This is a genomic window from Acinetobacter sp. G18 (assembly GCF_052660225.1).
On the sequence record NZ_CP109658.1, the window covers coordinates 2,539,524 to 2,557,803 of the forward strand.

At 34.3% G+C, this 18,280-nt stretch carries 22 protein-coding genes, 2 tRNA genes and 1 pseudogene; 9 read left to right on the forward strand and 16 right to left on the reverse strand.

What is annotated here, in order from left to right:
- Positions 1-4: 4 nt before the first annotated feature.
- Positions 5-80 (forward strand) — tRNA-Gly (locus tag NE363_RS12105).
- 128 nt (positions 81-208) lie between these two features.
- On the opposite strand, the gene NE363_RS12110 is transcribed toward NE363_RS12105, so the two are convergent.
- Positions 209-844 carry a TetR/AcrR family transcriptional regulator gene (locus NE363_RS12110; protein ID WP_284118418.1) on the reverse strand — a complete coding sequence of 212 codons (636 nt, stop codon included), beginning with the start codon at positions 842-844 and terminating at the stop codon, positions 209-211.
- An 80-nt stretch (positions 845-924) separates the two neighbouring features.
- On the opposite strand from NE363_RS12110, the gene NE363_RS12115 reads away from it, so the two are divergent.
- On the forward strand, positions 925-1,797 hold the full coding sequence (locus tag NE363_RS12115; RefSeq protein ID WP_445535150.1) for an aldo/keto reductase family oxidoreductase: 873 nt from the start codon (positions 925-927) through the stop codon (positions 1,795-1,797).
- Positions 1,798-2,082: 285 nt separating this feature from the next.
- Here NE363_RS12115 and NE363_RS12120 read toward each other — a convergent pair whose 3' ends face one another.
- A complete protein-coding gene (locus NE363_RS12120; RefSeq protein ID WP_004702666.1) occupies positions 2,083-2,529 on the reverse strand; it encodes a winged helix-turn-helix transcriptional regulator in 447 nt (148 codons plus the stop codon).
- Between the two features lie 109 nt (positions 2,530-2,638).
- Here NE363_RS12120 and NE363_RS12125 point away from each other — a divergent pair, with 109 nt between their 5' ends.
- The gene (locus NE363_RS12125; protein ID WP_445535151.1) at positions 2,639-3,856 is read left to right on the forward strand and encodes an MFS transporter; all 1,218 of its coding nucleotides are present in this window, start codon (positions 2,639-2,641) and stop codon (positions 3,854-3,856) included.
- A 77-nt stretch (positions 3,857-3,933) separates the two neighbouring features.
- Here NE363_RS12125 and NE363_RS12130 read toward each other — a convergent pair whose 3' ends face one another.
- Together NE363_RS12130 and NE363_RS12135 are read right to left on the reverse strand one after the other, a co-directional pair.
- Positions 3,934-4,698, reverse strand: a complete 765-nt coding sequence (locus NE363_RS12130; RefSeq protein ID WP_445535152.1) for a COG4705 family protein — start codon at positions 4,696-4,698, stop codon at positions 3,934-3,936.
- A 323-nt stretch (positions 4,699-5,021) separates the two neighbouring features.
- Positions 5,022-5,345, reverse strand: coding sequence for a hypothetical protein (locus NE363_RS12135; RefSeq protein ID WP_004702672.1), 324 nt, complete (start codon positions 5,343-5,345; stop codon positions 5,022-5,024).
- A 434-nt stretch (positions 5,346-5,779) separates the two neighbouring features.
- Here NE363_RS12135 and NE363_RS12140 point away from each other — a divergent pair, with 434 nt between their 5' ends.
- A complete protein-coding gene (locus NE363_RS12140; protein WP_004702673.1) occupies positions 5,780-5,899 on the forward strand; it encodes a hypothetical protein in 120 nt (39 codons plus the stop codon).
- Positions 5,900-6,060: 161 nt separating this feature from the next.
- Here NE363_RS12140 and NE363_RS12145 read toward each other — a convergent pair whose 3' ends face one another.
- The 3 genes from NE363_RS12145 to NE363_RS12155 form a co-directional block, all read right to left on the reverse strand.
- Positions 6,061-6,876 (reverse strand): pyrroline-5-carboxylate reductase family protein, encoded by an 816-nt coding sequence (locus tag NE363_RS12145; protein WP_445535153.1) that lies wholly within the window; start codon positions 6,874-6,876, stop codon positions 6,061-6,063.
- 281 nt (positions 6,877-7,157) lie between these two features.
- Positions 7,158-7,379 (reverse strand): hypothetical protein, encoded by a 222-nt coding sequence (locus NE363_RS12150; RefSeq protein ID WP_068934403.1) that lies wholly within the window; start codon positions 7,377-7,379, stop codon positions 7,158-7,160.
- Positions 7,380-7,583: 204 nt separating this feature from the next.
- Positions 7,584-7,799 carry a cold-shock protein gene (locus NE363_RS12155; RefSeq protein ID WP_004702680.1) on the reverse strand — a complete coding sequence of 72 codons (216 nt, stop codon included), beginning with the start codon at positions 7,797-7,799 and terminating at the stop codon, positions 7,584-7,586.
- A 515-nt stretch (positions 7,800-8,314) separates the two neighbouring features.
- Between NE363_RS12155 and NE363_RS12160 the strand changes: the two genes are divergently transcribed.
- The gene (locus NE363_RS12160; RefSeq protein ID WP_445535154.1) at positions 8,315-8,932 is read left to right on the forward strand and encodes a LysE family translocator; all 618 of its coding nucleotides are present in this window, start codon (positions 8,315-8,317) and stop codon (positions 8,930-8,932) included.
- A 95-nt stretch (positions 8,933-9,027) separates the two neighbouring features.
- On the opposite strand, the gene NE363_RS12165 is transcribed toward NE363_RS12160, so the two are convergent.
- Positions 9,028-9,573 carry a glycoside hydrolase family 108 protein gene (locus NE363_RS12165; RefSeq protein ID WP_004702684.1) on the reverse strand — a complete coding sequence of 182 codons (546 nt, stop codon included), beginning with the start codon at positions 9,571-9,573 and terminating at the stop codon, positions 9,028-9,030.
- A 36-nt stretch (positions 9,574-9,609) separates the two neighbouring features.
- Positions 9,610-9,999 carry a hypothetical protein gene (locus NE363_RS12170; RefSeq protein WP_004702686.1) on the reverse strand — a complete coding sequence of 130 codons (390 nt, stop codon included), beginning with the start codon at positions 9,997-9,999 and terminating at the stop codon, positions 9,610-9,612.
- A 589-nt stretch (positions 10,000-10,588) separates the two neighbouring features.
- On the opposite strand from NE363_RS12170, the gene NE363_RS12175 reads away from it, so the two are divergent.
- Positions 10,589-11,260 (forward strand): XRE family transcriptional regulator, encoded by a 672-nt coding sequence (locus NE363_RS12175; RefSeq protein ID WP_445535155.1) that lies wholly within the window; start codon positions 10,589-10,591, stop codon positions 11,258-11,260.
- A 150-nt stretch (positions 11,261-11,410) separates the two neighbouring features.
- On the opposite strand, the gene NE363_RS12180 is transcribed toward NE363_RS12175, so the two are convergent.
- Positions 11,411-11,644 carry a hypothetical protein gene (locus NE363_RS12180; protein ID WP_002119938.1) on the reverse strand — a complete coding sequence of 78 codons (234 nt, stop codon included), beginning with the start codon at positions 11,642-11,644 and terminating at the stop codon, positions 11,411-11,413.
- A gap of 174 nt (positions 11,645-11,818) precedes the next feature.
- A tRNA-Met gene (locus NE363_RS12185) sits at positions 11,819-11,895 on the reverse strand.
- A gap of 265 nt (positions 11,896-12,160) precedes the next feature.
- Here NE363_RS12185 and xseA point away from each other — a divergent pair.
- Both xseA and xseB read left to right on the forward strand, forming a co-directional pair.
- Positions 12,161-13,426, forward strand: a complete 1,266-nt coding sequence (gene xseA / locus NE363_RS12190; protein ID WP_445535156.1) for an exodeoxyribonuclease VII large subunit — start codon at positions 12,161-12,163, stop codon at positions 13,424-13,426.
- Positions 13,416-13,610 carry an exodeoxyribonuclease VII small subunit gene (xseB, locus tag NE363_RS12195; RefSeq protein WP_004702693.1) on the forward strand — a complete coding sequence of 65 codons (195 nt, stop codon included), beginning with the start codon at positions 13,416-13,418 and terminating at the stop codon, positions 13,608-13,610. The genes xseA and xseB overlap by 11 nt, the downstream gene beginning before the upstream one ends.
- A 242-nt stretch (positions 13,611-13,852) precedes the next feature.
- Here the strand turns inward: xseB and NE363_RS12200 are convergent, their stop codons facing one another.
- Positions 13,853-14,071 (reverse strand): hypothetical protein, encoded by a 219-nt coding sequence (locus NE363_RS12200; RefSeq protein ID WP_004702694.1) that lies wholly within the window; start codon positions 14,069-14,071, stop codon positions 13,853-13,855.
- Positions 14,072-14,118: 47 nt separating this feature from the next.
- Entirely contained in the window at positions 14,119-14,712 is a 594-nt protein-coding gene (locus NE363_RS12205; protein ID WP_191015202.1) for a LysE family translocator, read from the reverse strand.
- A 373-nt stretch (positions 14,713-15,085) separates the two neighbouring features.
- Here NE363_RS12205 and NE363_RS12210 point away from each other — a divergent pair.
- Positions 15,086-15,412, forward strand: a pseudogene (locus NE363_RS12210) (hypothetical protein); the annotation flags it as partial.
- 92 nt (positions 15,413-15,504) lie between these two features.
- Here NE363_RS12210 and istB read toward each other — a convergent pair.
- From istB to NE363_RS12225, 3 genes are all read right to left on the reverse strand, one after another.
- Positions 15,505-16,245, reverse strand: coding sequence for an IS21-like element helper ATPase IstB (istB, locus tag NE363_RS12215; protein WP_320124935.1), 741 nt, complete (start codon positions 16,243-16,245; stop codon positions 15,505-15,507).
- Entirely contained in the window at positions 16,238-17,800 is a 1,563-nt protein-coding gene (istA, locus tag NE363_RS12220; protein ID WP_320124934.1) for an IS21 family transposase, read from the reverse strand. The genes istB and istA overlap by 8 nt, the downstream gene beginning before the upstream one ends.
- 183 nt (positions 17,801-17,983) lie before the next feature.
- Complete coding sequence (locus NE363_RS12225; RefSeq protein ID WP_320124933.1) at positions 17,984-18,163, reverse strand: DNA-binding protein; 180 nt, start codon at positions 18,161-18,163, stop codon at positions 17,984-17,986.
- Positions 18,164-18,280 lie beyond the last annotated feature (117 nt).

The window sequence follows — 18,280 nt, forward strand, 5'->3', positions numbered from 1 at the left end:
CATTGCGGGAATAGCTCAGTTGGTAGAGCATAACCTTGCCAAGGTTGGGGTCGCGAGTTCGAGTCTCGTTTCCCGCTCCAAAATTCAAAAACCACTTAATTCGAAAGAATTAGGTGGTTTTTTTATTGGCTATGTATAACTTTAGAGAAGTTTTACCACTCTTCTTTGCATACAAAAAAAGCTTTTATATTTGTAAGATTAAAATTTTTTAATTCTTTATATGTCCAACTTGTTGTAAATAAGCGACTACCATTAATTTTAAATGAGACTCTAATACCTGCTCCACTTTATCTGTTACCTGATTTTCAAGCACTCTTCTTATTAATCCCATAATTGCACCTAAAACAAACTCAGCGACGATCTGACTATCATCAAACTCAATATCCGACGCACTCTCCAATAAATTTGAAACAGCGGCTAACATACGGTCATTCATTCGCTTTGAAAGATCCAATCCCCCTCTTTCTCCTGAAATAGCATATAGCGCCTTTGATTCCTCAGGATTACTTAACTTTGCCAAGATTATTTCATCGACTAAAGCTGAGATTAGGGTCTTAATTGAAGTCTTTTCATATTTCAGGCAAAGCTCTTCAATTTTTTCTGCAACGCTATCAAGATGACGTTGCAAAACTGCAGCTAATAAAGAATCTCGGTTTGGATAGTATTGGTAAATACTACCGACTGATACACCCGCTCTTTCAGCAATACGTGTGGTATTACATTTTACAATTCCTTCTTTGAGTAAAACCTGAATGGTTGCTTCATGAAGAACTTCTATTGTTGCTGTTGAACGCGCCTGAACTGGTGATTTTCTTGGCTTCAGAGCAGTTTTATTTATAGACATAAAATGCGAATTCTAAATGTGAAGGATTCTTCATAAACTTTATCTTTAACAATATTGAAAGTAAAGTCAGAGGAAAACTTATGTCCAATCTTATAAATCTTTCCGATACATACAAACTTGGAAATAAAATTGTAAATAGAATGGGCTATGGTGCGATGCAACTGGCAGGTCACCATGCATTTGGACCACCAAAAGATAAAAATGCTGCAATAAATGTCCTAAAAATCGCTATCGAGTTAGGTATTAATCATATAGATACCAGCGATTTTTATGGCCCTCACATAACCAATCAAATCATTCGAGAGGCTCTATATCCTTATCGAGATGATCTTACCATTGTCACAAAAATTGGAGCAAAACGTGGAGAAGATGCTTCTTGGCTACCAGCTTTTTCTGCAGAACAAATTGAAAAAGATGTACATGATAATTTGCGTAATTTGGGTCTACAAACTTTAGATGTGGTAAACTTTCGAGCAATGTTTAACCCCATGCAGCCTTCTGAAGGTTCCATTGAAGAAGTAGTTGTTGTACTGGCTAAATTAAAAGAAAAAGGTTTAATTCAACATATTGGATTAAGCAATGTTACAGAAACTCAAATTACTGAAGCTGAAAAAATCACAGATATTGCTTGTGTACAAAACCAATATAATCTGTTCAATCGTCAAGATGATGTATTAATTGATCAATTGGCTAAGAAAGGAATTTGTTATGTACCCTTTTTTCCGCTAGGTGGTTTTACACCTTTTCAATCAGATACATTATCTGCTGTAGCAAATGATCTTGGTGCAACTCCGAAACAAGTCGCATTGGCATGGCTATTAAAACGATCACCTAATATCTTATTAATTCCCGGCACATCATCGGTAGCTCATTTAGAAGAAAATATTGGTGCTTCCAAATTGATATTGTCAGATGAAGTCTACAATTTACTAAGCTCTTTAAATAACAGCTAATTGTTTGGCTGGAAGCAAGTTCCAGCCTATGCCAAGATTCCAAAATTTAAACCACTTAATTTGAGAGAGAGTTAGGCGGTTTTTAGCTATTAGTATTCAAAATCTATGTTAGAACCTTTTACAACTGTTAAGACACTACTACCTTCTTTATTGACTCAATTTCATATATACTGGCCTTAGTATGAGATGAGCCTTATATAGTTCATTGCTAGATCAATGAATGACTAAGCCCTTAGCTTTCGAGCAAGGGCTTTTTTACGCCTAAAATAAAGTATTAACAATAATTCATTTAACCTTTTGCACTTGAGTATCTGAACCTCTGAGCACTTTTCCATCTTGTCCAACGGGTGCCATAAATGGAATTTGCTGACCTGTATTTTTATCAATTAATAGAGAATGACGCTCACCACTTTCAAATAAGTTATGCTCTCCCCATTGTCGTAAAGCTACCACTACTGGAAACAAACTTTCTCCTTTAGTAGTCAACACATACTCCTGATAAGCCGTACCATCAGAAGCATCTTGCATTTCAAGAACACCAGCATCAACTAACTTTTTCAGTCGATCAGAAAGAATATTTCTAGCCACTCCTAAGCTCTGCTGAAAATCTTTAAAACGGCGCATTCCATCAAAAGCATCACGCACAATAAGCAGTGACCATCGGTCTCCTATAATGTTGACGCAGCGCGCAACAGGACAAGGCTCATCTTTTAACAATGTAGAGTTCGTCATTGAGTTTCCTTATCAATAATCAGTAACAAGCCATCCAGTTGCATTTTAAAACTAGTAGACTTAACATTCAACTAGTTGCATTTTAAAACCAGATTAAATGGATTTAGCCATGAAAGCTTCTCTTGCATCTTCTACTTCACACGCCACAAGTGATAAACCGCTTTCAAGCATGCCTCGTGGCGTAATTTTGCTGTTTGCTATAGCCAGTGGTGCGAGTGTGGCAAATGTCTATTACGCGCAGCCTTTGCTCGACATATTGGCTAAAGACTTTAATATTAGCCATGCCTCCATAGGTGGTGTAGTGACAGCCACACAAATTGGCTGCGCTCTTGCCCTATTGTTTCTAGTACCGTTGGGTGATCTTGTAAATCGACGTCGATTAATGACCCTACAATTACTGGCTTTAGTATCTGCATTGCTCGTGGTTGCCTTTGCTCATTCTGTAAATGTTCTATTGGCAGGAATGCTTGCTGTCGGTTTACTCGGCACAGCCATGACTCAAGGGCTAATTGCTTATTCTGCAAGTGCTGCTGCCTCACATGAGCAAGGACATGTAGTAGGTACTGCACAAAGTGGTGTATTTATAGGTTTACTGCTTGCCCGCATATTTTCAGGAGGAATTAGCGATATTGCTGGTTGGCGTGGTGTGTACTTTTGCGCAGCAATACTTATGCTCATCCTTGCGTTGCCACTTTGGAAACGCCTTCCTCATTTAAAAACTCATCCAGTTAACATGCGCTACCTACAGCTTTTAACATCAATGTTCAAACTGCTTCGCCAAGAGAAAGTTTTACAAGTACGCGGTGTTTTAGCTTTACTCATGTTCGCGGCGTTTAATATTTTTTGGAGCGCATTGGTACTGCCGTTAAGTGCACCACCATATAGTTTTTCGCACACTGTAATTGGGGCTTTTGGGCTTGTCGGGGCTGTAGGTGCATTAGCTGCCGCACGAGCTGGGCACTGGGCTGACCACGGTTATGGTCAACGTACAAGCGCCATAGCACTCTTAATATTGCTAAGCGCATGGGTACCACTCTCGCTCATGGACTACTCACTTTGGGCGCTCATAATTGGCATAGTACTGTTAGATTTAGGTGGTCAAGCTCTGCATGTAACCAACCAGAGTATGATTTTCCGTACTCATCCGGAAGCGCATAGTCGGCTCGTTGGGCTATACATGCTCTTTTACGCGGTAGGAAGTGGGCTAGGTGCAATTAGCACAACTGTTACTTACGCTTATGCTGGATGGCTGGGCGTATGTACACTCGGTGCAAGTGTTAGTTGTTTGGCGCTATTATTTTGGTGGATAACACGTAAAGTCTCTTAAATATCGATAAAATCTAGCCTCAAATAAAAAAAACCACATCACCCAACAGAGTAATGCGGTCTTTTTTAAGAGTTAATTTAATGAGCTGTCTCTGCTGCTTTAGGTTTAAAGACCATTAAACAAATCAAAATAAAAGCCAACAAAACGAAAGATGCGCTAAATCTACTTAGCTCTAACCCACCATGTGCAATGGGTTTATCGAGGAAGTCTCCCAATACTGCACCTAGAGGTCTGGTAAGAACAAAGGCTAACCAGAATAATAATGTTCTTGAGATTTTGGTATAAAAATAGCAAATTGCTAATACCAATAATAAAGTACCAAAAATTAAAGCCGCGCTCGTATAGCCCAACCCTTGGGTATCTGCAGTCCAGTCACCTAATGCTGTCCCTAAAGTTTGAGAGAACATGATGGTTAACCAATAAAAAGCTTCGCTTTTAGCAGACTGAATGCTTTTTACCGAAATTGTGCCGCAACTTAAATACCAAACAAACAGAGAGAGGCCTAATAAAATAAGTAATATTAAACTACCCCCTGCATAGCCCACGCCTAAAGTTCGGTCAACAAAATCGGCAATTGTGGTTCCGAGCGTGGTCGTCGCAATAATAGTCGCCCAATAAAAAAATGAATTATAGTTCTTAGCTTTAATTTGCAAGCCAACAAAAACTGCAAATATCACCGCGAAAATGGCTGTACTGATCACATACCCCAAGTTCAGGGACATAGATAGCGCATCTCCAGCTGTCTCGCCCAAAGTTGTGGCAGCAATTTTAATGATCCAGAATAGCAAAGTGACTTCCGGAACTTTACTTAAACTTTTAGATAAACTTTCATGACTTATCATTGTATGTTCTCCAAACATACTTACTGATTCACCCATATCTAAGAGTTCCAGCCTTAAGCTCAAATTAAGAGTAAAAACAAACTACAAATTTTGCCTATAATGAGTACTTTTAATAACTAGAAGACATAATTAGCCTTTTATTTGTTGTAAACATTTTGCGATGCACAACCGTTTAATAATCATGTCATAAAAGCTAAATGAGCTATAAAGATAGTGGAATGCGACACCTATTTTTATAGTATCCGATGCAGCATTTTTTTAAATTCTTTAGTTAATTGAAATAAAAAACCTACTCAATGAGTAGGTTCGATTTACATGTAAGTTCAGCTTATAGAACTTTTGATTAAACATTTTTCATGCCATGCCGTTTGAAAGTCTTCGACAGCTTTTGTCTTAGTCAAAGGATCTTCAAATAACTTTGAAGAATATGCTGTATCAATAAGCTGCTGATACAACTGCTTTGCCTCTACTTCTTCAAGATGACTCGCAATCTCTTGTAGTTCAATCACTGGTACATCATGCTGTCTTGCATCCATCACTCCTTTTGCAGCATTTTTCACAAGCTGACAATAGTGAATCTCCATTGTTTCTGATGCCGCATAACATGGAAGTGTGATAGCGCTCATAAAGAGGAATATAAATTTCATAGTCTCACCTTAATTTCACGCGCAAGGGTAGCAATTTATCCTCTAAAATTTAAGTCTCAAAAGATCAACTTTTAAATTAGGCAAATTTCCCCATCACAATATATAAATAAATTCCTAGATTTTTTAGCTAGATTCTTTATCAAGATTACGACCTACTGAATGTATAATTTCTAATTAATTCAAAAAATATACTTTATGACTATCGATTATTTTGCCTCTAAAAGTCATTAAAATTTAAAAATAAATATCGTCTTAATTGCCCTACAGCATATTATTACTATTGCTTACCTCTCTGAAAATTAAAGAAAAACTTAATTAATGAGTAAATTATAACAATCATCTTATCTGTTATATTTTTTTAAAAAAACTCTGTATCTATGATTACACATCGAATCTGTTCATGATGGTACATATCTAGACACGAGGTAGCTAACATGAATTTTTTGAGAAAGAAAAATAAAGCTAGTTTTGTATTATTTATTATTACTCTCTACTCAATGTTAGGGTTTGGCATCGGCTTTATTATTTGGGAATATTTTCTTAAACTTCATTGATTTAAAAGTTTGAAGTTACAAAGTGAATTTAGAAGAGCTTTCGTTAAGATTAAATACACTAAAATGTTTGTTTAGCAAGCACATGGTTAAAGTAACTGTATCAAGTACCTTTCAACAATTTGTTATTTCAGGGTTAAAAGGTACTTGGTTAGAAATAAAAACTAGTGTTTGATAATTTCAGCGTTAATCTCTGCACTTATTTCTTTACTACGGTGATACGCTGCTTTTAAAGCAAGTCGAATATCATCAGAAAGATTACCTAATTCAAACATCCGTAATGCAGATTCAGTGATTCCATTAGCCAATGTCACCTTTCCACATAACTCACTTGGCTGAACGTTACTTTTACGTACCATTTCCACAGCACCCGATGCAGCTTGTAGTGCTAGATCTAAAGCAAATTGCTTATCTAAACCCATAGCCGTACCTGTTTTGATCATACTGTCGAGAATATAAAAGAAATAAGCTGGCCCTGAACCTGATAGCGCAATAATCGCATCAGCGTCTGATTCAGAATGCGCCCAATATGTCTTACCTGTTGCTGAATAAATTACCTCAATGACCTCTTTATCTAAAGGTTCCAAGTATTCAGAACCAATCAGCACATGTGTACCGCTATAAGTTAATACTGGGGGGTTTGAAATAATTCGTATAATTTTTTGTGAGCCCGTCATACTCATAAGTTGTTTAATATTCACCCCAGCCATCATCGACACTATAGTTTTATCTACTAACCATTTTTTTAATGGCGCTAGTATGGCTTTTAAGTTTTTGGGATCTAGTAACAGAACAACAATATCAGCCTTTTTTACCTCATGCCGCTTTTGCTTCAGAATGATTTCATTATCAAACTTTACTTCCTCTATAAGATTAATTTTTTCTTTTTGAAATCCCTTTAAAACTAAACCTCCAATCAAAGCTAAAGACAAGTTACTGCTGCCAATAAAGCAAATATTAGGCTGTACTATATTCAACATTTAGAGTTATTTCCTTCCTTTAGAAATACTACAAAAAGAAATATTATTTATGACTTAAGTCATAGACCGTTAAAACTATAAAAATTTAATAAACTTTTATAAATATTAAGTTTAATTTTACAACAAAGTTATATTCTGAGTTAAGAGTACTCTTCACTCATGACTTTATGAATAACAAAATAACTTAAATTGTTAAAAATATGTAATTAAAAATAATATTTAGCTTATCTCATTTGAGAAATTGAGTCGTTAAATTTAAAGTGCTTTTAATTAATATTAACTTAAAAATCTTTCTTTTTTTTAATAAAACTCTCGGCAATTTTTAATGCTTCTTGAAATTTTATGTCACTACACACCCAAAAAGATAAAAGCTTCCCATTTAAATGAAAATACTGCTTCTCATATTTAGTTACTTCATCTGAGTGAGGATTTCCCGCACTAAAATAATTTTCGTTATTCTTGCAAACTTTGCCATTTAAAATACCGCCAATGCAAATATCCATTTTTATACCAATTATTGATTTAACTTTTTAAGCATAAGTTTAATTTTTATATTATATAAATAAAATAATCAACTTATTTGATTGTTCATGTAAAAAAACCCACAAAGGAAGAAGTGGGTTTTTTAACTAAATTAATGATTTTTAAAAATTACTTGAGCAATTTGCTCTAAAGATAACCCAATAAAATCATCAAATTATATAAATTTAAGCATTATTCACAATAGTGATATTTGACGCTTGTGGGCCTTTTTTACCCTGTGTCACAGTAAACTGAACACGTTGGCCTTCTAAAAGAACTTTGAAGCCTTGTGTTTGAATTTCAGAAAAATGTGCGAAAACATCTTTACCTTCATCAGATTGAATAAAACCAAAACCTTTAGTTTCATTAAACCATTTTACTGTACCAGTAGTATTAGACATAAATTAATCCTAACTTTTAAAAAAATTATCATTTGTTATTGGAGAAACCAATTAAACTCAAAAATATGCGTTTACTTAAATATCTTATAAAATACGGAGGATTATAAATAAAACTGCGAAAAGAAAGATTTAGGTTAACAAGAATATTTTTGTAGTTATGCTCGACTATACACGCTTCTTATCGAATTGCAATCTCTATCTCGATTAATTGATTTTTTACTCATTTCGATCGCAGACACTATCTTCTTATTTATTGATTTTAAATACTATTTACAAGAAATTTAATTGATTTAATATTGATATATTCATTAGATATATCTCATTTTTTTTACACTCTGAAAATTTTTTCTTCTATAGATTTTTAAGGCTTACTATAAGCTTCATAGTCACTTTGATGAATGACTAAAATATTTTATTATTTTATAAAATATACAGACTTGTATATACATATTACCTCTTCTACTTTAAAGTACGCGTGCAGCTTAATATGTTGATGATAAACAGGAAGTAACCACGTGAACGGTCTTTTAGTATTTATAACCATTGCTTTTCTCACGTTATCCAGCCCCGGACCAGGTGTTTTATTTACAGTAACAAATTCAATCAATTATGGTGTACGAACAGCTTTATTCGGTATTAGTGGTTTAATCATTGGTATGTTTATTATCGCTGTAATTTCTGCAAGTGGTGTTGGGCTTATTATTACCAGTAATCCCACTATCTTTACTGTTTTAAAGTTTATTGGAGCCTTTTACTTGATGTACTTAGGCTATAAAAACTTTATCAAAAAGTCCCCTACTCAAGATTTACTAGAAACTGCACATGACGAGAAAGGTATAAAGAAATCAAAACTTTTCTATCAGGGATTATTTGCATCACTACTGAATCCAAAAACAATTGTCTTTTTTATCGCACTTTTCCCACAATTTATTGATATTAAAAAAGAAATATTAAATCAGTTTTTAGTTTTATCTTTAACATTTTGCTTTATTGGTTTTTTAATTCATTTAGTCTATGCCAATTTTTCTTCAATTTTTAAAGAGAAAATGCTCGCTGGGAATAATTTTGCAACACTAAATAAAGTGAGTGGCTGTATTTTCTTCCTATTAGCGATTTTACTTATTACTCAGTAAAGTAGTTTTATTTATATAAACCAAACAAAAAATGACCAACTTGTTAAGTGCTTTATAGCCCTTTTGCTTAAAACAGCTTTAGCAAGTTGGTCTTTTTATAAGCTCACACGATTGGCAATCCATCCGAAAAAAAATTGCTCATATTTTGGATTCTTTTCTGTAATTTCAATATAGCGCTGACCTTGCATAATATTAAGGAGACGTACGAGTACCTGCTCACCTTCATGACCGCGCTTATCAATATACATTGATAAAGCCTGCAATGTAGATGGTCCATATTCCCCATCTAACTTAAGATCTGTCCAGCCCTCTTTTCCTTGGCGATTTAACAAGTTCAAAGCCCGTTGCAGAAGCGGTTTTGTAAAGTTGATTCCACAATTTACTCCAGTATCAAATAGTTCTTCAGCAGTCGTGGGACTGATTAAATTAACTTGATCAAATCGTGGTTCAAGCCAATATTGTTTCTTATAAATCTCTCTAGCAATTTCTAAGGGTAAATCCGTCATTTCACCTTGATATCCATAACTACGAGCAACTGCTTGAGTAATTCCAAATTTTGTCGCTTGGCCAGAGTCCAATGGGTCATTTACATATCCACCTTCACGTTTTATAAGTGCATCTAAATATTGTTCAATATTCATAGGACTATCCTCATTTATACCACCTACTGTTAGATATTAATTTTGAATATCATCTTTTGCTTTTTTTAAGTCTTTCATCACTTCAACAATGGTTTTTCCTTCTTGTTTATTAATAAAGTTAAATATCCACCTCACAATCGCCCAACCAGGTAATCCACAAATAAAGAAGAATCCACCTAAAGTAATCATTCCCCATATATCTGTTACCCACTCATGCAAGTTCCATTTCATGATAATGAATGAACCACCTGTCAAGCTTGAGACAATGGTACAAATTAAACCAACTACCCATTCTTGGGGTGACCGTGGAAAACGCATGATTAGAACAACTGCTACAACCAAGCTTATTGCTAGGCCAACCATTATTACTGTCCCATAGAGATTAAAAGCAGTCACTAATCCATCAGTCGTTAAAAACTTTCCCATAACTCAATCCTCACACGCTCTAAAAGGATAAAACCTTATAAACCAATGTTATTTAATACCTTTTTAGAGAAACTATTTAAATAAAATCGCTCAATCTCATAGACCTTTTACCAACACTTAAGCATTGGCATAAGAACAAGAAAAAAGAGTAAAGTTGATGAATTGCTTCACTTTTTTGACCAAAAATTTGACATAACATGCTGCCGTATATCGGAAACTTTTGTGAGTCATTAAATTCTTTGTTAGATTCTTCATGTTCTTGATACCCTTTATCGACGAACATTAAGCCTGATCCACGGAATCGGGCTTTTTTTATTTCATTTTTTGTTTTTGATAGCTGATCTCTATCACTGATTCACTATCGCCATTTTTTATATTCTGTCGTCCATTGAGGCAGAATAATAATCACTACTTACTAAGCCATTGATAAAAATTAAAAATATATTTAAGTAAAATATTTAGGTCATTCTATCAATGGTTCCTTATAACTGATATTATAACTATAGTTATTATTAGTCAATAACTATAGTTGTTTTACTAGATATAACTTAAGTTATATATTTGTTATAAATTAGCTGGTGCGATCACTATGGCTCTTAAAGACCGTTTAAAAGATTCAAGGATTAAAGCTAAGAAAACTCAGGCAGAAGTTGCTGAAGCAGTAAAAATGTCTCAGCCTGCCTACCAAGCTTTAGAATCGGGAAAGAACTTAAAATCTGCTTTTCTTCCACTTATTGCACAGTTTTTAGGTGTAGATGCTTATTGGCTTACCACTGGTAACTCAGAAGATTCTTTTAAAGAAAGTGATGTGTTTAGTCCTACTGTAGTAAGTCATGATGCAGTAGATCAATATCTATGGATTGATGTGGTTGAAGCAAGTTTTTCTTGTGGTACAGGTGAATCGATCGAATTTCATTTTGATGCAATTAATGGAAAAATTCCTTTTCCTACTTCTTTTTTTAAAGAAAAGCGCGTTCCTCAAGAGTGTATGCGGATTATTAAAGCCAAAGGCGATAGCATGACCGATTACATTAAAGATGGGGATTTGGTTGGCATTGATATTTCTCAGACTGAGGTCATTGATGGTGAGATTTATGCTGTTTATTTCGCTGGCGAAGGAATGATTAAACAAATTTTTAAAGAAGCTGATGGTTCTTTAATTTTGCATAGCTTAAATGAAAAATTTAGAGACCGCCGTGTAACTGAAGAAAACGGTAAAAACTTTAAGGTTATGGGCCGCCAGTTCTGGCGAGCAGGTTAATTAAGTTATTAAATATAGCTAAAATAATAATTTCAAAATTTACGTAGACTTTACTTTTTTATAGTTTTAATTATTTCTATACTCTATAAATATAAAAAAACCTATCTCCATAAAAAGAGATAGGTTTTTCCGCTTTAGTGCCATGTGTTATCAACAATATGTATTTAAACGATAAAGTTGATTAAAACCAGCATAGAAGCTTTTTCCATCTTGGTTTAGCTCAATTTCTTCACCAGACTGAAGTTGAATTTTTTTACCAACTTCAACCCAACGATATCCATCGAGAGAGTTTTGTTTACGCACATGAGGAACAATCCTCACATTAATCTCATTGCCATTTACGGCTGTGGCAATGTGCCACTCATTTACTATATTCACAATCATTTACTCATCACTGAGCTCATGTGATTTTACGGTATGTAATTAGAACGCTAGATTTAAGGTATGGACAGTTCGTCTAGAATTTAATATTTAGCTTGATATAGGGTTATTTATAAGCTAATTGCTTTTCATGAGTTCGTATCATGAAAAGTGATACATCACAGAGCATAATATTTTTGGATGCGGGAGTCGGATTTGAACCAACGACCTTCGGGTTATGAGCCCGACGAGCTACCAGACTGCTCCACCCCGCAATTGGAAGTAAGCTTTATACGCCTATATATTTTATAAAGCAAACTTTATTTTTTAATCGGTTGTAATTATTAACAATTATCTTTTTATTAATTTTTCATTTTTTACCACTTACTCTAAATAGGCATATCAATTTCCAACTTTTAGCTCGTTAAATTGTTGTATTTATTTTAAATAGAACCCGATATTTATAGGCACCAATTGCCTTGCTTGGATAGCTTTTATACTATCTAGATTCTTTCTCTCATTAATACATTTATAGTTTATATGTCTGATCCTCAGTTCTCGCTAAGTGAATATCTCGGCACTGTGCAGGAAGTCATACGCCTGACCTTTGACGATCCCGTATGGGTTAGAGCAGAGATTCGGAATTTAAATATTAAAGGTGGACATTACTATTTAGAACTTGCAGAGAAAGACGCAGATACAGATAAAGTCATCGCCAGTTGTAAGGCAACCATCTGGAAATTTTCAGCGAGTAAAATTGTTCTTAAGTTTGAACGTGAAACAGGAATTGAGTTAGCAAGTGACTTAAATGTTTTAATTAAAATTAGAGCGCGTTTTGATCCGCAATATGGATTTTCAGTCAATATTGAAGAGATAGACTCAAGTTTTACACTTGGTGAAATTGCAAAACGTTATCAACAAATTGTGGAGCGTTTAACTCAAGAAGGTTTAATTCATAAAAATAAACTCATCCCGACTCCTTTTGATATACAAAATGTTTTAGTGATTACTCCTCAAAATGCTGCGGGCCTCGGTGATTTTAAAAAAGATGCAGACGCTCTTGAGCGAAATGGGGTTTGTCATTTTGTTTATCAAAATGCAACCTTTCAGGGCAATACGGCTGCCGTTAGTCTGATGGAGTCGTTGGCAACTGGTTTAAAGCAATGGGCAAACCGTTATAACTTCCCACCCGATCTGATTGTAATTATTCGTGGGGGTGGTGCTGTAAATGATTTAGCTTATTTAAATGATTATGAGCTTGCCGCACTTCTCTGTAAACGCAGCGTACCAGTTTGGGTTGGTATCGGACATGAAAAGGACCGTACCATCCTTGATGAGATTGCACACCGTTCGTTTGATACTCCAAGTAAAGTGATTGCTGGTATTCGCAACCATATTGTTGAACGCGTACAAGAAGCACTAGATAGTCTACAAACGATTAAGCTGCTTTCTCAGCATCAAATCACGACGTATCAAAGCAAAAATGATCAACTGCTTCAACACATTAAGTCTTCGGCACAAAATCAGCTTAACTCGGCGCATCGTCTACTTGACCAGATGAAAGAACGTATTCAGTTTAGCTCACAGCAACAAGTTAAATTTTCATTCGCTCAAATCGAATCTTTAATGAAGGAAATTCTTCTGCAAAACCCGAAACAGGTTCAAGCTAAAGGCTATGCAATAGTCAGATCTGAAGGAAAAGCTATTCGCTCTATACAGCAAATTTCAAGCCCCGCCATTGCAATTGAAATGCAAGATGGTGTGCTTGAAGCCAACATTACACAGGTAATTCCAAATGAAAAATGAAGAGTTAACGTTTAAAGATGGTCATGATATTTTGAAGAAAAATGCTGAGTTATTAGAATCTCAAGAAAGTCCCGATATTGATAATTTAATGAAAGTTGTTGAAGAGTCTATTAGCGCTTACAAAGCTTGCAAGTCTCGAATTGAAGCTGTTCAACAAGCTTTAGATGAAACTTTCAAAGAATAAGATTTCATAAAAAAAGCCCATTCCTACTTCTCATTGAAGGAATGGGCTTAGTGAATACCACTTAGTCCTGAAATGCAAAAATGAGGATTAGGTCACATTTTTGCAAAAAACATAGTCCCATAATGACTACCAATGTTCAATATTTTAATTGTGTCTATACGTTAGTTTGGCTTAATTTCCACCATTGAGACTCTAATAAACACAAACTATGTAGTTGGTTATTGTTAAATTTAATTTAATAGTTATTCCTCACTGAATGCACCGATTAACTGATAAATTTTGCCGTCTTTAGGGTTTTCATATAACAAATCCATATTGGGCAAAATGATATCGTCATTAATTTCAATATGTTCAATGCTTTTATGAAGTTCAAGTGCATGGTCATTCATTGGTCTAACTTTTGCCAAAGCAATTGATTCTTTGTCAAACTGATCCTTGATAATTACTTTTAATCTTTTCATAAAAATCTCCTGAAAAATAAATTTTTAATATAAATAATCGGTTAAGTTTAAAATGAGCTAATCGCAGAATAGCCGATTGGCATCGCAAAAAAAGTTAAAATAAATGCAGCCGTACGTTGTAAATTACGTTGATTCAACCAAGTTACTTTATTTGAAATCAGTACTGTTCCAAACATAATCCATAAAAAAGCAATTGGGGTAATTAAAGATAAAAAGACAACAATGTGAATAAAATATAAATTCGGATTTTCCCACGCTGCATGTGGAAAAATCGCTGAAGCAAACAGTAACGCTTTAGGGTTTAAAAGTGTCGCAACAAATAAAGCCTTTGGCGTGATCAGTGGTCGATCTAGCTTAATATCTTCAGTCGATGTTATCCAAAGTTTAAAAGCAAGATAGAGAATGAAACTCGCGCTCATCAATTTTAATATAGCTGGAAGCCATGGAATAAAATGAGATACCGACTCAAGTAAAACACCCCATGAGGTAATCGCGATCAGGTAACCCATTACCTCTGCTGGAATTAACTTAAGAGAATGCTTTACCCCTGCTTGTAAGCCAGCCGAGGCTAATAATGTATTTGTTGGTCCTGGAGTCAGCAAGATAGTGACTACAAGTCCAATAAATAAAAATGACACCATAGGCCAAAACTCACTGATTACTCTAGGCGAAATATGTCAAAAAAGAACATCTATTGTCGACAAAATCGTTGTAACAAGAAATATTACAAATACTTTTTTATTTTTAAAATCATAATCATACTAAAAAGTGAACTTAGATTCATTATAATTTGTTTAATTTTTAATTTGCAAAATACGTCACACATTTTTTAATCAGTTTCAGTCAGATTATATTATTTTTTAACTATTGCACAAAATGATCACATGACTTGAAATTGCCAAATTGATCAATATATATACAATTAGAAATCGTGATTTTATTGAATAGATGTATCGCTCCCCATCAATTCATTGATTGTCGCTTTCATCGAATTAAATAGTTGATGGAGGATGCATGATGAATGCTTATGTTCGCCCTCATCCCGATGGGTTTAAAGCTTATTTAGGTAAAAATCAAAAAACAGGTCTCTACATTGTTCGGCTTGGCTGGACAATATATGAAACCAATGCAAACGGTTCTGTTCTATATTTAGTCAAGAATGAAGATAAGATTCCATTGGATGTAGATAAGTTTAAAACTGACCGACCCAAAATTTATGCTGCTCTTCTTAATGAAGTTCAGTTTCAACGTAAGAAACAACTGGCGATTGATCTTCAAAAGTCCAATATTCCTTCTTATGACCGTAAAGCCTACAAAAAACGGCGCGGCTTTATAGGTTCTTATGCGAATTACTTGAAGATTCAGCCACCCATTCTTGTTCATAGCCTACCACTCATTCTTATTCCTAGCAGGCCACTCCTGTTTAAAACATATTATTCTAAAGAAAAAATTTTTTCTCTGTACGATCGACCGAAAATCTCAAGTTCATAGGATCTATGTAAAATCCGATCCATAACAGCATCTGCAATTGTTGGATCTTGAAATTGTTCGAACCACAACTTTTTAGGAACTTGGCTAGTAATTAAAATGCCTCCTGTTTGAGATTGTTTATCTATTATTTCAAGGAAAGAAGGAGCTAATGCCTGATTAAAGCCTCCTAAACCAAAATCATCAATAATAAGCAGCTTTGCAGTATAAATTTTTTTCTTAAAATTTTTAATTTCACCTAAAGTAATTGCATTTGCAATTTCATCAAAAAGGCTAATCGCATTAAAATATATAGTGCCATAACCACGATTACAAGCCTCAGCGCCGAGTGCACAAGCTAACCATGATTTACCAACACCTGTAGAGCCTGAAATAATCAATCCACGACCATCATCAATCCATTCACAATTTGCATAGCGATGGATGTCTGCTTTTTTAATTTTTCGCTCTACTGCATAATCTATATGTTCCACCCTTGCATTGGGGTAACGGAATTTGGCTTGAGATAAAAGTCGTTCAATTCTTCGATTAGAGCGATCATTTAATTCTGCATCGAGACAATAGTCTAAAAAGTCCTCTATGCTAACACCCTGATCTAACATTTGATCAAGTGAGCTTTCTGCTGAACGAAGAAAACCTTTGAGTTTAAGCTGTTCTAACTTAACTTTGACAGATTGTTTAAGCATGTTTAGTTGTCTCTAAATTCTGTAAATAATAATTAATGCCTCGAATATTCTGATGCGGTGTTAAAATACGAGACTGTATATCTGGAGCTTGTGGTATGAGATAAGCATTATTTGAAATAATGTTTTCAAGTCGCTTTAGGGTGAAAATTTTCCGCTCCATGGCGAATTGACAGGCATCTTCAAGGTAATGAGATTTTTGATTATCTGTGACCCATTTTCTGAGCTTATTTAATGATTTAATGTTTTTGGCAAGATCTCTTTTTTGATTGAGAATATAATTAACATACTGTGATGTATTTGGACCTGTACGATTTGCCCAGAAAATAATTTCATCTTTTGATAGACCTTTTTGAGCTAGATGCTCAGGCGACATATGTTCATCCAAACAGATATCTTGATGTATACGAGTGTTGATAACATGCTCAGCTATTTTTTCACGTTCATAAAAAATATGAATTGCTGATTTCGTAATTTTAATATCGACTCGTAAATGCGTATATGTATACGGAACAGAATATTGATTAGATTCATACTCAACTCGATAAAATTCACTGACCAGTACCTGTCGTTTCCATGAACACAATTCGTATGGATAAAGCGGTAAGGAATTGAGGTCTCTACTATCCAAAGCTAAAAACTGTTCGTATCGGCTAATAGTAAATCGGCGAGTCGTTTTATTATTAATCACATCCATTTTCTGCTGAATGGCTCGATTTAATTCCTCAATAGAGAAAAATTTTTGATTTCGGAAAGATGCTAGAATTGAACGTTGTACAATCTGTACACTGACTTCTACAAGACCTTTATCCTTTGGATGCCGTGGTCGAGTCGGCATGATTGCAAAATCATAGTGTGCTGCAAAATCTTCAAAGTCTTTTTGAAACTCTAAACCAGACTTATTATTTTTGATAACAGCTGATTTTAAATTATCAGTTACTATTGTTTCTGGAACACCACCGATATGCTTAAATGCTTGAATAAAACATTCTAACCAATATTCCACTTTTTGGCTTGGAACTGCATAAGCAAATGTGTACGCTGATGCTCCTAATACTCCCACAAAAATGGAAACATAACTTTTTGTCCCATCTAATGGAGAGGTAATTTCCATTCTTCTACCACAAAAATCTACTAAAAATGCTTCACCACTTTTAAAATTTTGACGCATAGATGAGTGTCGGTTCTTCTGAAAATTTCTAAATACTTCGCAAAAACGGGAGTATGAAAGACCTTCTGCATATTGAGCGATGTATTCTTGCCAAAGTAATTCAAGAGTCGTATCCCTTTTTTTTAATTCTTGGTTGATATATACAAAATTAGGATAAATTTTTCTCGTCGGATAATTGGAATTACGTGATATTTCAAAATAGTTAAGTAATTCAAGGTTTGTAAATAAATTAAGTTCATTATTGTGAATTGGAAACTGTTTTAACTTTTCATAAATCACTTTCACAGAATCTCTAGAAATGCCGACTTGTTTAGCCGTTTCCCTTTGACTGTATTGTAAATTTAGAAATCTGACAGTCTGTCGAATTTTATCAGTGTCTAAGCGCATAATACCTCTAATATTAAAATGAGGCAGAAAGCACCCTCAACATTGCTTAATCGAACAATGTCTTTTAGAATTAATTGTCTTGCACGACCAAGTAAAAGACAACTCATAAAGACCCATGCTGATGCATGGGTCTTTATGCTTTCTGCAATTAAATAAAAATACAGTTAATTAATTCATAATTTTCTACTCTTTTATTCCTAGTTTCACTGCAATTTCATGGCTTTTACCACGTTTTGGGATTTGATTGTTTTTTAGTATTCTATATACCAAATCAGGCGAGAAATTATTAAATCTTGCCCATTCAGCAATAGAAGTTCCTGAAGAAAAAAATTCCTCTTTAACCTGTTTTATCGACTTGACCATAATTAGACGAATTTTGAGTAAATTTGACGAAAAAATATATAAGAAAAATGCTTAGGTCAACTAGAATAATATTAATTTAATATTTTGATTTTATTTAAATATTTTTGATAGCTTTTT

Coding starts and splice junctions, on each gene's coding strand:
- NE363_RS12205 (WP_191015202.1), bottom strand. CDS start 14,712: ATGGTGTCATTTTTATTTATTGGACTTGTAGTCACTATCTTGCTGACT.
- NE363_RS12135 (WP_004702672.1), bottom strand. CDS start 5,345: ATGAAATTTATATTCCTCTTTATGAGCGCTATCACACTTCCATGTTAT.
- xseA (WP_445535156.1), top strand. CDS start 12,161: ATGTCTGATCCTCAGTTCTCGCTAAGTGAATATCTCGGCACTGTGCAG.
- istA (WP_320124934.1), bottom strand. CDS start 17,800: ATGCGCTTAGACACTGATAAAATTCGACAGACTGTCAGATTTCTAAAT.
- istB (WP_320124935.1), bottom strand. CDS start 16,245: ATGCTTAAACAATCTGTCAAAGTTAAGTTAGAACAGCTTAAACTCAAA.
- NE363_RS12115 (WP_445535150.1), top strand. CDS start 925: ATGTCCAATCTTATAAATCTTTCCGATACATACAAACTTGGAAATAAA.
- NE363_RS12130 (WP_445535152.1), bottom strand. CDS start 4,698: ATGATAAGTCATGAAAGTTTATCTAAAAGTTTAAGTAAAGTTCCGGAA.
- NE363_RS12200 (WP_004702694.1), bottom strand. CDS start 14,071: ATGAAAAGATTAAAAGTAATTATCAAGGATCAGTTTGACAAAGAATCA.
- NE363_RS12180 (WP_002119938.1), bottom strand. CDS start 11,644: ATGATTGTGAATATAGTAAATGAGTGGCACATTGCCACAGCCGTAAAT.
- xseB (WP_004702693.1), top strand. CDS start 13,416: ATGAAAAATGAAGAGTTAACGTTTAAAGATGGTCATGATATTTTGAAG.
- NE363_RS12120 (WP_004702666.1), bottom strand. CDS start 2,529: ATGACGAACTCTACATTGTTAAAAGATGAGCCTTGTCCTGTTGCGCGC.
- NE363_RS12125 (WP_445535151.1), top strand. CDS start 2,639: ATGAAAGCTTCTCTTGCATCTTCTACTTCACACGCCACAAGTGATAAA.
- NE363_RS12145 (WP_445535153.1), bottom strand. CDS start 6,876: ATGTTGAATATAGTACAGCCTAATATTTGCTTTATTGGCAGCAGTAAC.
- NE363_RS12170 (WP_004702686.1), bottom strand. CDS start 9,999: ATGGGAAAGTTTTTAACGACTGATGGATTAGTGACTGCTTTTAATCTC.
- NE363_RS12150 (WP_068934403.1), bottom strand. CDS start 7,379: ATGGATATTTGCATTGGCGGTATTTTAAATGGCAAAGTTTGCAAGAAT.
- NE363_RS12110 (WP_284118418.1), bottom strand. CDS start 844: ATGTCTATAAATAAAACTGCTCTGAAGCCAAGAAAATCACCAGTTCAG.
- NE363_RS12225 (WP_320124933.1), bottom strand. CDS start 18,163: ATGGTCAAGTCGATAAAACAGGTTAAAGAGGAATTTTTTTCTTCAGGA.
- NE363_RS12175 (WP_445535155.1), top strand. CDS start 10,589: ATGGCTCTTAAAGACCGTTTAAAAGATTCAAGGATTAAAGCTAAGAAA.
- NE363_RS12140 (WP_004702673.1), top strand. CDS start 5,780: ATGAATTTTTTGAGAAAGAAAAATAAAGCTAGTTTTGTATTATTTATT.
- NE363_RS12165 (WP_004702684.1), bottom strand. CDS start 9,573: ATGAATATTGAACAATATTTAGATGCACTTATAAAACGTGAAGGTGGA.
- NE363_RS12155 (WP_004702680.1), bottom strand. CDS start 7,799: ATGTCTAATACTACTGGTACAGTAAAATGGTTTAATGAAACTAAAGGT.